At 61.3% G+C, this 14,226-nt stretch carries 14 protein-coding genes; 11 read left to right on the plus strand and 3 right to left on the minus strand.

The window, feature by feature from the left end; all coding sequences use genetic code 11:
- Nucleotides 1-5 precede the first annotated feature (5 nt).
- The 10 genes from C3Y91_RS25740 (at nucleotide 6) to C3Y91_RS38155 (ending at nucleotide 10,832) form a co-directional block, all read left to right on the plus strand.
- The gene (locus C3Y91_RS25740; protein ID WP_130693684.1) at nucleotides 6-1,103 is read left to right on the plus strand and encodes an ABC transporter ATP-binding protein; all 1,098 of its coding nucleotides are present in this window, start codon (nucleotides 6-8) and stop codon (nucleotides 1,101-1,103) included.
- A gap of 33 nt (nucleotides 1,104-1,136) precedes the next feature.
- Nucleotides 1,137-2,300: a mandelate racemase/muconate lactonizing enzyme family protein gene (locus C3Y91_RS25745; protein ID WP_130663129.1), complete on the plus strand. Its 1,164-nt coding sequence runs from the start codon at nucleotides 1,137-1,139 to the stop codon at nucleotides 2,298-2,300.
- Between the two features lie 21 nt (nucleotides 2,301-2,321).
- Nucleotides 2,322-3,071, plus strand: a complete 750-nt coding sequence (locus C3Y91_RS25750; protein WP_027687941.1) for a ribonuclease activity regulator RraA — start codon at nucleotides 2,322-2,324, stop codon at nucleotides 3,069-3,071.
- Nucleotides 3,072-3,241: 170 nt separating this feature from the next.
- Nucleotides 3,242-4,252, plus strand: coding sequence for a LacI family DNA-binding transcriptional regulator (locus C3Y91_RS25755; RefSeq protein WP_027687940.1), 1,011 nt, complete (start codon nucleotides 3,242-3,244; stop codon nucleotides 4,250-4,252).
- Between the two features lie 46 nt (nucleotides 4,253-4,298).
- Nucleotides 4,299-5,591: an ABC transporter substrate-binding protein gene (locus C3Y91_RS25760; protein WP_168575998.1), complete on the plus strand. Its 1,293-nt coding sequence runs from the start codon at nucleotides 4,299-4,301 to the stop codon at nucleotides 5,589-5,591.
- A gap of 73 nt (nucleotides 5,592-5,664) precedes the next feature.
- Nucleotides 5,665-6,597, plus strand: coding sequence for a carbohydrate ABC transporter permease (locus tag C3Y91_RS25765; protein WP_018494273.1), 933 nt, complete (start codon nucleotides 5,665-5,667; stop codon nucleotides 6,595-6,597).
- Nucleotides 6,590-7,483, plus strand: a complete 894-nt coding sequence (locus tag C3Y91_RS25770) for a carbohydrate ABC transporter permease (protein ID WP_018480211.1) — start codon at nucleotides 6,590-6,592, stop codon at nucleotides 7,481-7,483. Before C3Y91_RS25765 ends, C3Y91_RS25770 begins: the two co-directional genes overlap by 8 nt.
- A gap of 2 nt (nucleotides 7,484-7,485) precedes the next feature.
- Complete coding sequence (locus C3Y91_RS25775) at nucleotides 7,486-9,186, plus strand: glycoside hydrolase family 32 protein (RefSeq protein ID WP_168575996.1); 1,701 nt, start codon at nucleotides 7,486-7,488, stop codon at nucleotides 9,184-9,186.
- A gap of 13 nt (nucleotides 9,187-9,199) precedes the next feature.
- The gene (locus tag C3Y91_RS25780; RefSeq protein WP_130698662.1) at nucleotides 9,200-10,246 is read left to right on the plus strand and encodes an ABC transporter ATP-binding protein; all 1,047 of its coding nucleotides are present in this window, start codon (nucleotides 9,200-9,202) and stop codon (nucleotides 10,244-10,246) included.
- Between the two features lie 367 nt (nucleotides 10,247-10,613).
- Nucleotides 10,614-10,832 (plus strand): hypothetical protein, encoded by a 219-nt coding sequence (locus C3Y91_RS38155; protein ID WP_130658080.1) that lies wholly within the window; start codon nucleotides 10,614-10,616, stop codon nucleotides 10,830-10,832.
- A gap of 302 nt (nucleotides 10,833-11,134) precedes the next feature.
- On the opposite strand, the gene zwf is transcribed toward C3Y91_RS38155, so the two are convergent.
- The 3 genes from zwf to C3Y91_RS25800 all read right to left on the minus strand — a co-directional run bounded on the left by zwf (nucleotide 11,135) and on the right by C3Y91_RS25800 (nucleotide 13,392).
- A complete protein-coding gene (zwf, locus tag C3Y91_RS25790) occupies nucleotides 11,135-12,601 on the minus strand; it encodes a glucose-6-phosphate dehydrogenase (RefSeq protein WP_018480207.1) in 1,467 nt (488 codons plus the stop codon).
- Between the two features lie 341 nt (nucleotides 12,602-12,942).
- Nucleotides 12,943-13,119: a hypothetical protein gene (locus C3Y91_RS25795; RefSeq protein WP_164567186.1), complete on the minus strand. Its 177-nt coding sequence runs from the start codon at nucleotides 13,117-13,119 to the stop codon at nucleotides 12,943-12,945.
- Nucleotides 13,120-13,392 (minus strand): helix-turn-helix domain-containing protein, encoded by a 273-nt coding sequence (locus tag C3Y91_RS25800; protein ID WP_011649322.1) that lies wholly within the window; start codon nucleotides 13,390-13,392, stop codon nucleotides 13,120-13,122.
- A gap of 80 nt (nucleotides 13,393-13,472) precedes the next feature.
- Between C3Y91_RS25800 and C3Y91_RS25805 the strand changes: the two genes are divergently transcribed.
- Nucleotides 13,473-14,226: LysR family transcriptional regulator (locus C3Y91_RS25805; RefSeq protein WP_168575997.1), on the plus strand; the 754-nt coding region annotated here is incomplete at its 3' end.

Below are 14,226 nucleotides of genomic sequence, written 5' to 3' on the forward strand. Positions count from 1 at the left end.
TGCCGGTGGCCCACGTGGTCCTCAAAGATCTGGTCAAGACCTATGGCAGCTTCAAAGCTGTCAACAATGTTTCGCTGACGGTCAACGACGGCGAATTCGTTGCGCTCGTCGGCCCTTCAGGCTGCGGCAAGACGACCACGCTCAATCTGGTAGCGGGGCTAATCCCCATCACATCGGGCGACATCGTCATCGGCGACCGGGTGGTCAACGACCTCGACCCCAAGGACCGGGACATCGCAATGGTGTTCCAGAACTACGCACTCTATCCGCAAAAATCGGTCTACAAAAATCTGGCGTTCCCGCTGCAGATGCGCAAACTGCCAAGGGACGAGATCGACAAGAAGGTCAAGGAAGCAGCGCGAGTGCTCGACATGACGCAGTTGCTCGAGCGCAAGCCACGCGAACTTTCGGGCGGGCAACAGCAGCGCGTGGCGCTCGGCCGTGCCCTCGTTCGCGATCCGGCGGTATTCCTGATGGATGAACCACTCTCCAACCTCGACGCGAAGCTGCGCGTGCAGATGCGCTCAGAGATCAAGCGCTTCCACCAGGACCTCAAGGCAACGATCATCTATGTGACGCACGACCAGCTCGAAGCCGTGACCATGGCCGACAGGATGGCGGTGATGAACGGCGGCTACCTGCAGCAATACGATTCACCGGCGCAGGTCTTTGCCCATCCGGTGAACATGTTCGTCGCCAGCTTCGTCGGCAGCCCGGCGATGAGCCTTGTTCCGCTGCAGGCGTCAACGGCAAGCGGCAACACTGTGTTGACCAGCGCGGAGGGCTGGCGCCTCGAGCTCTCGCCAGAAAACGCTCAGAAGGTCTCAAGGGCAACAACCAAGAAGGTTGTGCTCGGCGCACGTCACTCGACGATCAAGCTGCACAAAAGTGCGATGCCTGGAAGCGTCCCGGCCAAGGCCTACACGGTGGAGCCGACCGGAGACGTCACCTTCGTCCAGGCGTTTCTTTCCGGCGCCATCGTCAACGTCAGCGTGCCGCCGACCATTGCCGTCGCGCCCGACGAACAGATTTGGCTCGAGTTCGACCAAGAGCGGATGCATCTGTTCGACGGCGAAACAGAAATGGCCCTCAAGGCCAACTGATACCAAGCGGATGTGTGCGATACGAGGGCGTGGATGACTACGAAACTTAAAATCACGGCGATCAAGCCCTATCCGGTATGGGTAGGAACGCGCAACCAGATGCTGGTCAAGGTCGAGACTGACAACGGCATCTTCGGTTGGGGCGAGAGCGGCTTGAGCGGTCGCGAGAAGGCCGTGGCCGGCGCGATCGAGCACTATCGCGAGTTTCTCATCGGCCGAGACGCGATGCAGATTGGTCGGATCTGGCAGGAAGTTTATCGCAGCCAATACTTCGAAGGCGGGCGCGTTCTGCAGGCGGCGATTTCCGCCATCGACATTGCCCTTCACGACATCAAGGGCAAGGCGCTGGGGGTGCCGGCCTACGACCTGCTGGGCGGCAAGCAGCGCGACCGCATTCCTACCTTCGCCTCGACCGGTGACGAGGCCGAAGGCGATGTTGCCATCGAACGAGCCCGCGAACTACGCGCACAGGGGTGGCAGGCGATCCGCTTCTTTCCCATCGGGCAAAACAGCAAGGACATCTTTGAGCCGCGCGAATCGATCGGCACTACCGCAAGCATGCTAAACAAGGCGCGCGAGGCGCTGGGCGACGACGTCGTCCTGGGTATCGACTATCACCATCGGCTGTCGGTGGCAGAGGCGGCGAGCTTCTGCAACAAGCTCGGCCGTGGCGTGCTTGATTTCCTCGAGGAGCCGATACGGGACGAGACACCGGAGGCCTACGAATCCCTGCGCACGATGACCGACATCCCGTTCGCCATCGGCGAGGAATTTGCCAGCAAGTGGCAATTCCTGCCCTATATCGAGCGCGGCATCCATCAGTTCAACCGGCTCGATGTTTGCAATGTTGGCGGGCTCACCGAAGCGATGAAGGTGGCTGGCTGGAGCGAGGCGCACTATGTGGACCTGATGCCGCACAATCCCCTCGGCCCAGTCTGCACGGCCGCGACCATCCATCTCGCCGCCGCCGTTCCGAATTTCGCTTGGCTCGAGACCAGGGCGCCCGAAGCAAAGCTGGGCTTCGATAATTCCGACTTCTTCCCCGTGCAGCCACGGCTCGACGGCCCCGACTATCCGGTCAGCGATCTGCCGGGGCTCGGCGTCGAGGTCAATGAAGAGGCGGTCAAGGCGGAGAGCTTTCGTTTCTGGGAAGCGCCTCACCTGAAGCGCCGCGACGGTTCTGTTACGAACTGGTAGTTTCATCCACCGGAGTCTAAAATGACCCATACTCCCGACATTACGCGACCGCCCAAAGACCTGATCGACGCACTGAAGGAAATCGGCGCCGCGACGGTTGCCGGCACGCTTGGCCACATGGGCTTCCGCAATCCGCACATGGTCGGTCCCGTGCCGCAGAACCGCGGGAAGTCGATCGTCGGTCCGGCGCTGACGCTCCAGTTCATGCCGCAGCGGCCGGACCTCTTCACCGAGGGAGAATATGCCGATCCGGAGACGCAGTTGCACCGGCACGTGCTCTATCACGCGCAGGAGGGCGATGTGGTCGTGGTCGACGCGCGCGGCGACATGAGCTCGGGCGTCTTTGGCGATATGATGTCGACGTATTTCAAAGGCAGAGGCGGCGCTGGCATCGTAATCGACGGATGCATGCGCGATCGGCCCAATGTCGAGAAGCTAGATCTCCCCCTATGGCTGCGCGGCTGGACTCCCAACTACCATGTGCAGACCAGCATCTATCCCAATGCCGTCAACGTTCCGATTGCCTGCGGCGGTGTCACGGTCATCCCCGGCGACATCATCGTCGCCGACGACGACGGGGTGGTGGTGCTTCCAGTCGCAATGGCCTCGAAGGTAATCGAAGAATCGCAAAAGCATCACGATTGGGAGGAGTTCTCGCGAGCGAAGCTTATGGAGGGCGGGTCGTTGCAGCGCTACTATCCGCTGCATGACGATGCCCGCGGAGAGTACGAAGAGTGGCGCAAAACAAACCGCTTGGAGAACCGAAGTTAGCCTTTCGATTACCGGAGGCGGCCGGCGACCTGCCGCATCGACTTGCGCACCGCGTCGAGAAAGGCTGGCGTTCTCCCTCAATTGCCAGCGGAACGTCGAGCAGTGCGCGTAAAATCCGCTTGACAAAACGCGTCTTCCGCCACTATTGGGTAATCGATAACCCAAGGAGGATGGTGAAGATCGTGGCAGTCTCGCTTTCTGACATCGCGGAACGTGCGGGCGTCTCGGTAAAGACGGTTTCCGGCGCATTGCACGGCGGCTCCGCCCGCATGTCGGACGATACGCGCCAGAAGATCAAGGCCATTGCGGAAGAACTCGGCTACGTGACCAACCTTGCGGCGCGTGGCGTTCGTCAGGGCTGGCTGCCGCTGGTCGGCGTCGTCTCCGACGGCCTCATCACTTCGCCCTTCGCCACCGAGATCGTGCGTGGCCTCGACGGGGCGGCCCGCAGCGCCGGCATGGCGGTCTTTGCGGTCAACCACAGAAGCGGCCAGTCTATCGGCTCGGTGCTCGACGAGGTGCAGCAGTTCCGGCCGCGCGCCGTTGCTTATGCCGCCATGTATCACAAGCATGTCGCCCTGTCGGACAGGTTGGCGGGCGCCGTCGGCGTCATGATCAACTGCCGCGAGGCTGCCGGCCGCGTCACCGCGCTGGTGCCGGACGAAGAGGGCGGCGCGCGGGAGATCGTGAATTATCTGCTCGTCGCCGGCCGCCGACGCATCGCCTTTATCAACCTGCCGGGCATTCTCGCTGGCACGCTGCGCGAGGTGGGGTTTCGTGCGGCGCTTGAGGAGGGGGGCATCGACCCCGTCGGCGTGTTGCCGGCGGTGCGCCGCAGCGTCTATAGCGACCGCGCGCCAAGCCTTGTTGCCTCTCATGTGGAGGCGCTTCTGAAATCCGGTCAACGGCCGGACGCCATCCTGTGCGGTAATGACCGCGTGGCGATGGAAGTCTATGCGGCGCTCGCCCGCGCCGGTCTTCGCATTCCGGATGATATCGCGGTGGCAAGCTTCGACAACCAGGTCGAGCTTGCCTCGCGGCTGGACCCGCCGTTGACGACGATGGCCCTGCCGCACCGCGCCATGGGCCGCCTTGCCATGGAGATCCTCCTGGCCGAGCAGCCCGAACCGCCGCATCTGCGGAAACTGCCGTTCCATCTGGTCGAACGGGCATCCGTCTGAAAATCGAATAGTGTCTAACAGGAGGAGAATATCAATGAGCATTTCAATGGGTAATCGTTTACTTTCCGCACTCCTAGCGTCCGCCGCGCTGGTCGCAACCGCCGGTTTTGCCGAGGCGAAGACTGTCATCCACGTTATGCACCAGGGCGATCCCGGGTGGGTGAAGGCCTATGGCGACGTTGCCGCCCGCTTCGAGGCCGCCAATCCCGATGTCGACATCGAGATGATATACGCGCCGCACGATGCCTATAACGAAAAGTTCAGCGCCGCCGTCATGGCCAAGCAGTTGCCCGATATCATGGAACTCGATGCTCCGTTCCTCGCCAATTATGTCTGGTCCGGCTATCTGCAGGCCGTCAAGCCGCTCATTGACAAGGACCTGCTCGATGACATGACGGATTCGAATATCGCCCAGGGCACCTATCCGATCGACAAGGACCTCTATGCGATCGGCCTAACCGACTCCTCGGTCGTGCTCTACGGCAATAAGAAATATCTTGAAACCATTGGCGCCCGCATTCCGAAATCGGTCGACGATGCCTGGACCCGCGAGGAATTCGAAGGCTATCTCGAAAAGCTTTCCAAGCTTGAAGGCGTGAAGTGGCCGATCGACACCTTCCGAGGTTACGGCATCAAGACCGAGTGGATCACCTATGCCTACGGCCCCCTGCTCGAAAGCGCCGGCTGCGACCTGATCGACCGCAAGACTTGGAAGGCCAGCGGCACGCTCGATGGCGAGGCCTGCGTCAAGGCGCTGACGATGATGCAGGACTGGGTGAAGAAGGGCTGGGTCGTACCGACTTCGTCGGGCACCAACCAGTTCTACGCCGAGGGACAGCCGGCCGCGCTCGCCATGGGCGGCCACTGGTTCTACGCGGAGGCATCGGCAGCGATGAAGGACAATATCGTCGTCATGCCGCTGCCGAAGATCGGCGACAAGGGCGTGAGCCCGAACGGAACCTGGATCTGGGGCATTTCCGCGACCTCGGAAAACCCTGAGATCGCCGGCAAGTTCCTGAGCTTCCTGCTGAAGGACAAGGAGTACCGGGAGTACGCCAAGACCCAGTCCGCCTATCCGGGCCTGAAGAGCTTCGCTGCCGAATCCCCGCTCTATGCGCAAGGCGGTCCGCTCGCCATCGCCTTTGAGCAGGCTTCCAAGACCGCGATCGCCCGTCCGCCGCACCCGGCCTATCCGACGATCACCTCGGCCTTCATGCAGGCCGTCGACAAGATCTTCAATGGCGGTGACGCGCAGGACGCGCTGACGGCCGCTGCCAAGAAGATCGACGAGGATATCGAGGACAACGCCGGCTACCCGCCCTTCGACGAGCAGCAGTAAGGGGTTTTGACGGGGCCGGCTCGTCCTGCCGGCCCTGGACCATCTCGGAAGGATAACCGATGAGGAGGAAACAATGACTTTGCAACAGGCCTCCACGCCCGCTTTGCGGCGTCCGGCGAAACGCCGCGACAAGCGGCGGCTCTGGCAGGAAATGGCGATGATCGCACCTGCCGTTCTGCTTCTGGCGATATTCCTGATCGCGCCGTTCCTCTTGTCCTTCTGGACGGCGATGACCAACCAACCGCTCGTGCCGCGGCCGACGCCGGTGCGCTTCGTCGGCCTGCTGAATTTCGAGCGCGTCTTCACCGATCCGCTGTTCTGGACCTCGCTGTGGAACGTTACGCGCTTCACCATCTGGGTGCTGCCAGTGCAGTGCGGCCTCGCCTTCCTGACCGCGCTACTCTTGCACCAGAAGCTGCCGATGCAAAACCTGCTGCGCGGCTTGTTCTTCCTGCCGGCGATCACCTCCATGGTGGTGGTCTGCGTCATCTGGGGCACGCTGTTCCAGTATCCGAGCGGGCCGCTCAACCAGATCGTCGGTTTCCTTTCCGGCGGCACGATCCAGCCGATCGACTGGCTCGGCGACCCCAACTGGGCGATGTTCTCCATCGTGTTGCTTTCAGCCTGGCAGGCCTATGGCTTTCAGATGATCATCTATCTCGCCGGCCTGCAGGGCATTCCCGAAGAACTATACGATGCCGCCCGCATCGACGGGGCAAGCGCGCTGCGACGCTTCTGGCACGTCACCATGCCCGGCCTTCGCCCGACCCATGTCTTCGTGCTGGTCATCACGACCATCCAGGCCTTCAAGCTCTATACGCAGGTGGCGATCCTCACTCAGGGCGGCCCGAAGGAGAGCACCGAAACCGTTGTCCACTACATGGTGCGCGCCGGCTTCGAAGAGCAGAAACTCGGCTACGCATCGGCCGTTTCCGTCATCCTCTTCGTCATCGTTCTTCTGATCGCGCTCCTGCAACGCAAACTCCTGAGGCGGTTCGATGTCTGATATCGCTTTGAGCCAGCCCGCCCCGCTGGCAATCGCAAGGGGCAACGGCAAGAGAAGCCTGCGCATCGTGCAGAGCCTCTGCATCCTGGTCATTGCGCTGGTGATGATCTCGCCGCTGTTCATGCTGCTGATCGCCAGCCTGAAGGACGACCGCTTCCGCATCCTCGCCGACATGGGCAGCTTCCGCGCCTTCTGGGTCAGCGACCCGACGCTGTCGAACTACAAGGAGATCGCCCATTTCTCCGGCGAGCTGGCCTACGGCCGATATCTCTTCAATTCGCTGGTGATCCTCGTCGCCACCGTCGTCTCGGGTCTGATCGTCAATTCCATGGCGGGCTTCGTTCTGGCCTGGGGTTCGCTGCGCGGCAAGGCGGCGCTCTTGGCGCTGGTCGTCGCGCTCTATGTCATCCCGCAGGAAAGCATCATCATGCCGCTCGTCGTCATGATGTCGCGGGCGGGGCTGACGGATACATTCGCGGTGCAGATCCTGCCCTGGGTGGCAAGCCCGCTCTATGTTTTCCTTTTCTACCAGTTCTTCGCGCAGCTGCCGAAGGAACTCTATGAAGCGGCGGAAATGGATGGCGCATCGGCCTTCCGCATCTACCGGTCGATCTATATGCCGCTCAGCCTGCCGGCGCTCGCCACGGTCTCGATCCTCATGGGCATCGAAAGCTGGAACCAGTATCTCTGGCCGACGCTGGTCACCCAGACCGACTATGCGCGGCCGATAGCCGTCGCCATCGCCACCTTCTTCGGACAGGACAGCATCTACTGGGACCGCGCCATGGCCGCCTCGGTGCTGATGATGATCCCCGTCCTCATTCTCTATCTGGCTTTCCAGCGCTGGTTCGTCAGTTCATTCGTCGGCTCCGCCGTGAAAGGTTGATCATGTCTCTGCAGGCAAAATCCGAAACGTCAGCACCTGAAACCATCGAAGCGGCGCTGCCCGAAGGCACGGTGCTGCATCTGTGGCTGAAGGCGCGCCATGCCGGCGACGAGGCGAAGCTCTTCGTCGCCGTCGATGGCAACGACATCGGCGAGCCCTCGACCCGCCGCACGGGGGAATTTGAGTTCTTCGCTGTGACGCTCGCGAAGGGCGGTCGTGCCGCGCTGTCTTATGATGCGACAACCACAGCGCTCTCCGTCGCCTATGCCTTCCGGCCGGAAACCGTGATGAAGGAGGGCATCCGCGTCCTGCACAGCGATGCGCGCACCGCCGCCCCCGACGTGCCCGACAGCTACCACTTCCGCCCGCCCTTCGGCTGGATGAACGATCCGAACGGTTTTGGACGGTTCGGCGGAAACGTTCACCTCTTCTACCAGCATTATCCTCATGAGCCGCGCTGGAACACCATGCACTGGGGCCATGCCGTCTCGAAGGATTTCGTCCGCTGGACGCATCTGCCCATGTTCCTCTTCCCGGCGGCGCATCTATCGGAAAAGGACGATGGCCGCGGCGGTGCCTTCTCCGGCTCAGCGATCCCCGGCACCGGCCCAGAAGGCGAGGAAATCCGCGTCTTTTACACCGAGCATGTGCGTGACCGGCAACCGGAAGAGCAAATCCAGCTTTCCGCCGTCAGCCGCGACGGCATCGTCGCCGGCCCGTCGGAAACCATCATGCCGCTGCGCCCGGAAGGCTTGAACCTCACCACCGATTTCCGCGACCCCTATGTCTTCAAAGGCCCGGACGGTCGCTGGAAGATGCTGCTCGGCAGCCGTGACAGGCAGGGCGGCGTCGTACTGCTCTATGAAACCGCAGACGCGCAAGGCGCCGATGGCTGGACCTTCCTCGGCATCATCCATCGCGAGGACGGTTTCGGCATGACGGCGGCGGAATGCCCCTGCATTGTGCCGCTTTCCGGCAAAAACGCAGAAACCCGCTGGGCGCTGATCTTCGGTCTGCTCACCAGCCGCGACCCGGCCACCGGCCGCCGCAACCTCACCTCCGTCACCGTCGGCGGTTTCGATGGCCGCACCTTCACTGCGGAGTTCGAGCAGGAGTTGGATTTCGGTTCGGATGCCTATGCCTTCCAGGCCTTCGTTGATGGCGACGAGCCGGTCGGCATCGCCTGGCTCGCCAACTGGTCGGATTTTTCCAAGAGGGACGATTTCCCGACGACCATGACCCTGCCGCGCCGCGTGCTTCTCGACGGCGACACCGTGCTGACCCCGCCGATCGCAGCCGTCGAAAGCCTGCGCCATCGGTTGCTGGACGACACCGCACTTGCCGCCGGCAAGACCGTGCCGCTCGGCACCGGCGCCGTCGAGATCGTACTTGATCTCACCGAGCCGGGCGCCGCCTTCGATCTCACCTTCGATCATCCGGATGTCGATCTAGGCGTGAAACTCGATGCCGATGGTCTGGCGATTGTCTTCGACGCTCGCACCGGTAAGACGCCGCCACGTTACGTCGCCACCGGCGCGAAACCGTCGAGCCTGCGCATCTTCCTCGATGCCGGCTCCATCGAGGTCTTCGCTGACAACGGCCGCTGGACGGGGTCCAAACGCATTCCGGGCTTTTCCGCCGCACGTTCGGCAACGCTCACCGGCGCCGTCGCCGCGGCCGGCGTCTGGCAATTGAAACTGTGAGGGAGGACAGACAATGGCATCCGTAGCAATCGACCGGGTTCTGAAGCAATACGGCGCGGTCTCCATTATCCACGGGGTTTCCGCGAATATCGAGGACGGTGAGTTCGTCACGCTCGTCGGGCCGTCCGGCTGCGGCAAGTCCACGCTTCTGCGCATGCTGGCGGGGCTGGAGGATATCAGTGGCGGTGAAATCCGCATCGACGGCCGCGTCGTCAACGACGTCGCACCGAAGGAGCGCGATATCGCCATGGTGTTCCAGTCCTACGCGCTCTATCCGCACATGACGGTGCGCGAAAATATGGGCTTTGCGCTGAAGCTGCAGGGGCGCGATAAGGCGACAATCGACAAGCTGGTGAGCGAAGCCGCCGGCATTCTTGCACTTGAACCCCTGCTGGAGCGCCTGCCGAAACAGCTTTCCGGCGGCCAGCGCCAGCGCGTCGCCATGGGCCGCGCCATCGTACGCCATCCGAAGGTGTTCCTCTTTGATGAGCCGCTGTCCAACCTCGACGCCAAGCTGCGGGTGACCATGCGCAGCGAGATCAAGGAGTTGCATCACCGCCTTGGCACGACCATCGTTTACGTCACCCACGATCAGATCGAGGCGATGACCATGGCCGACAAGATCGTCGTCATGCGCGCCGGCCGCATCGAGCAGATCGGCAAGCCGCTCGATCTCTACGACCGCCCAGATAACACCTTCGTCGCCGCCTTCATCGGCTCGCCGTCGATGAACCTCTTCGAGGGTGGCGTCAGCGACGGCGGCTTCCGTATCGAAGGCGGTGTTTCCCTGCCGCTTCCCCCGCAATTGAGCCAAAGCGCGGCGCGCACCTACGGCATCCGCCCTGAGGACCTCGACATTGCGGAGACGGGCATTCCGGCCACCGTGCTGACTGTCGAGCCGACCGGTGCGGAGACCCATCTTTCGGTGCGTGTCGGCACGCAGACGGCAACCATCGTGCTGCACCGGCGGGTGGATATAAAGCCCGACCAGCAAATTCACCTCGCGCCCAAATCCGAGAAAATCCACCTCTTCTCCGCCGAAGGCAATCGGATAGGCTGATCCCCCGGCGCCTCCCGCTGAGCCGCGTCCGTCATTTGACGGGCGTGGTTCGGTGCCGGTGCCGTCCAGCCTTGCGACGTCTTGGTATTGGGTGTTCGGCCCTTCAGTTGATCGAATTGGCCAATTGCGCGGCGATCTGTTGCCACGGTTCGAATGTCTTCAAGAGCACCAAACGGGCGGGGCTTAAGGCTGAGTCGTGCCGAGTGCTGCGAGTCTTTCTCGCACCACCTATGTGGGAACTGGTATCTCGGAAGGATTTGGCTGGATTAGAGCGTTTCAGTTACGGTATCCGTAGGACTGCAAAAGCGATTTGCACGAGCGGGACAGCTGGAGAAATCACGTCCGCATCTCCTAGAGCAGGACCTTGATGAACGCGGATATGATAGCCGCCTGGGCGGTGGAAAACGGATTCCATGCGATCGATTCGGGGAGTTATCGTCGTCATGACAATGCAGGCGTGATCACGATCGAGATAAAGAGAATGTCATTCCTCCTCATCGATGAGAGGCAAGGATTGCGACCGCGCCTCATATCGCGGTTGTTCAAAGACATACCCCTCAGGACGACGTTGCAGCGGGTTGCATAGCTCGTTCGCCGCTCAGCAAACAGGGGCTGTGATCGGCTGCAATACTGAACCGAACACCCGCCTCCTGACGCCCGAAATCCGTTCGCTGCAAGGTACCGACGGCGGCGACGAAATAAACGATGTATCAAAAGACCGAAATCTGCACAAATGCAGGTCCACGCACCAATGCCACTTCGGAACTGAGCATTAGCGGTCGAAGCTCGGTTTCCTGCACGTCTCTGCCAACGTCATTTTATTGGGATTGTTCGCAATTGGTCGGCGCCATTCCGACCGCCGGCATCGATCCAACTTTTGACCGTCAATCACCCTTTTGCCGCATCCCTCCAGGCGCGCTCGAACGGCAGGCGCCAGGCGTGGGGGGCAATGAGTTGGTGGATCGACTTCGGCCCCCAGCCGCCCTGGTCGTAGAGGCGTACGGGCGGCGGGTTATCGAGGAGAGATTGGGAAACCTCCCAGAGCCGCTCAATACCCTCGGCCGTAGTGAACAGCGTGTGGTCACCGCGCATGGCGTCGAGGATCAGACGCTCATAAGCCTCCAGAACTTCGCCAATCAGGCCGGTTTCGCTCATGGCGAATTGCAGCGAGAGCTTGTCGAGCCGGAAGCCCGGGCCAGGGCGCTTGCCATAGAAGGAAAGCGAGACCTTGGAGGCATCAGCGAGGTCGAAGGTGAGGTGGTCAGGGCCCTGTGCCCCCACGCCAGATCCCGCAGGGAACATCGATTTCGGGGGCTCGCGGAATGCGATCGAAATAATGCGCTGCCCCTCGGCCATGCGCTTGCCTGTACGCAGGTAGAAGGGCACTCCGGCCCAGCGCCAGTTGTCGATGGCGCATTTTAGGGCGATGAAGGTGTCAGTGTCGCTTTCGGGATCGACACCAGGCTCATTACGGTAGCCAATGTATTGACCGCGCACCACGTCGCGCGGCTCAATCGGCAACATGGAGCGGAACACCTTGTTCTTCTCTTCCGAGATTGGCGCAGGCTCAAGAGCAGTGGGCGGCTCCATCGCCATGAAGGCGAGGATCTGGAAGAGGTGGGTCACCACCATGTCACGATAGGCGCCGGTGGTCTCGTAAAAGGCGGCGCGAGTGGAAAGGCCGAGCGTCTCCGGGACGTCGATCTGCACATGGTCGATGAAGTTGCGGTTCCAGATTGGTTCGAACAGGCCATTGGCAAATCGGAAGGCCAGGATGTTTTGCGCCGGCTCCTTGCCGAGGAAATGGTCGATGCGGAAGATCTGCTTCTCGTCGAACACCTCGTGCAGCTTCTTGTTCAGTGCAACGGCACTGGCAAGGTCCGTGCCGAAGGGCTTTTCCATAATGATACGCGAGCGTTCAGTCAGCTCAGCCTGGGCAAGGAGTTGCACGGCCAGAAGGGCGGCACTTGGTGGCACGGATAAATAATGCACGCGCCGCGTCTCGGCGCCCAGTGCTTCCTCGGCCCTGTCGACCGCTTCCTTGAGAGCATTGGCGCCTGCTGCGAGCGGGACATAGTCGAGCGATGCGGCAAACGCTTCCCATTCGGACTGCGAGAACTTGCGAGTCAAGAACTTGTCCAGCGAGTCACGGGCGATGGTGCGGAAGGCATCCGCGTCGATGTCGTCGAGCGAGACGCCGATAATGCGGCACCCTGGGATGAAGCCCGCATTGGTGAGGTGGAACAGCCCGGTCAGTAGCTTGCGCCGTGAGAGATCGCCCGTTGCGCCGACAAGCACAACGACCTGTGGATAGCCGGGGCCAACCCGAGTTGAATTCTTGCGCAAAACACTCATCCTCAAGTCTTCCGTTGTCCCTTGGGGATGGAGGTCGACCCCGGCTCCGAACTGCCGCGAAGCGGCTATCTTCGTGCGTGATGCCATGACGTTGAAGCTCACCCCTCAAAGCTTAAATAGACGCATGGATTGCGTAGCGGAGCAAGGGGGCGGCGATACCGTCCCGAAGTGCCGCGTCTTAGCGACTTCGGTCGCTCGTTTGTCGACTTTCTCGATACCAAGGTCTTCAGACCTCAAGTCGTCAGATGACCCAACTCAGAGGCGCAGGGCGGTCATTGACAGCAAATTCAACGCTGCCAGCGCTCGGGGCTCCGATGTCAGTTGCCTTTGAATGCCGTTTGTCAAAGATCGAGTTTTGTAGTCAGGGCAGCGTTCCATCCGAAGGTGACGCCCTCGCCAGCCAGCCATTCAAACCGTCGAACCTTGCTGCGTATTAAGGCCAACAGGATGGTCACGAGTTCGAACCCTTCAAGGCGGCCAAGCTGAAGGTGCCCAGACGGACGAAAACGCTCCACCATTCACCTGCCGGGTTCCTTTTGTTTTCTGCCTGACCGAAGAGGCTTGGGCTTGGGAGCGCGTGGATCAATTTCTGCGAATAAAGCTGAAACGTTCACCGAAAGAACCCTCGCAAACGCCTCGAGCGTTGCGACGGTGACATTTTCCATGCCTCTCTCGACCCGTCCGACATACGAGCGGTCGATCTCGGCCTCGAGAGCCAGTCTTTCCTGAGAGAGACCTTTGGCCACACGAAGTCGTCTGAGATTCCAGCCGATGGTTTGTCGAACGTCCATCCCATAACAAACGCATATTCACGGCTTGACAATCGACGGACTGATAGTCCCATATTAAAGCTGCAAAAAGGGACGCTTCCATGGAACTCCGTCAGCTCTCCTACTTCGTCGCGGTGGCCGAGGAACTGCATTTCGGCCGGGCGGCAGCCAAGGTGCGCATCGCCCAGCCGGCGTTGTCCAACCATGTGCAGGCGCTGGAGCGGGAGCTCGGTTGTCCGCTGTTCATCCGCTCGACCAGGCGGGTGGAACTGACCAGGGCAGGGGAGATCTTCCACGAACGCTGCGTCGGGATCCTGAGCGAGGTCGATCTTTCCGCCGAGATCACCAGGGCGGTGGCCGGCAAGACGATCCGGCAGATCAGGATCGGCACCGTCTATCCGGCGACCACCGGCGTGCTGCCGGCGTTTCTGGCAAAGATCGCCCGCAAGTATCCGGATATCCGCATCCATATATCAAGCGGCAATACCGGCGATATCATCCGCGGCCTGGAAAACGGCCAGATCAATCTCGGCTTCATCCGACCGGTGGAAAACATCGGCTCCTTGCGCTTCTCCTCGATCGCTCATGAGCGCTATCTCTTGGCGGTGGCCCGCAGCAACCGGCTGGCGGAACAGGCGGAGATTGCCATCGACGATCTGCGCGGGGAGAAGATCATCGCCTTCAATCGCAAGAACCTCTCCTATACAGAGCGGTACTTCAACGAGAAGTTCGAGGAATACGATCTGACCCGCAACATCGCTTATAGTTGCGACGACACCTATTCGCTGGTGTCGCTGGTTTCGGCAGGCCTTGGCATCGGCTTTGCGCCGGAATGGACCGAGGGCCTGCCGAACC

The organism is Rhizobium ruizarguesonis (assembly GCF_012349115.1).
Taxonomy (GTDB): Bacteria; Pseudomonadota; Alphaproteobacteria; order Rhizobiales; family Rhizobiaceae; genus Rhizobium; species Rhizobium ruizarguesonis.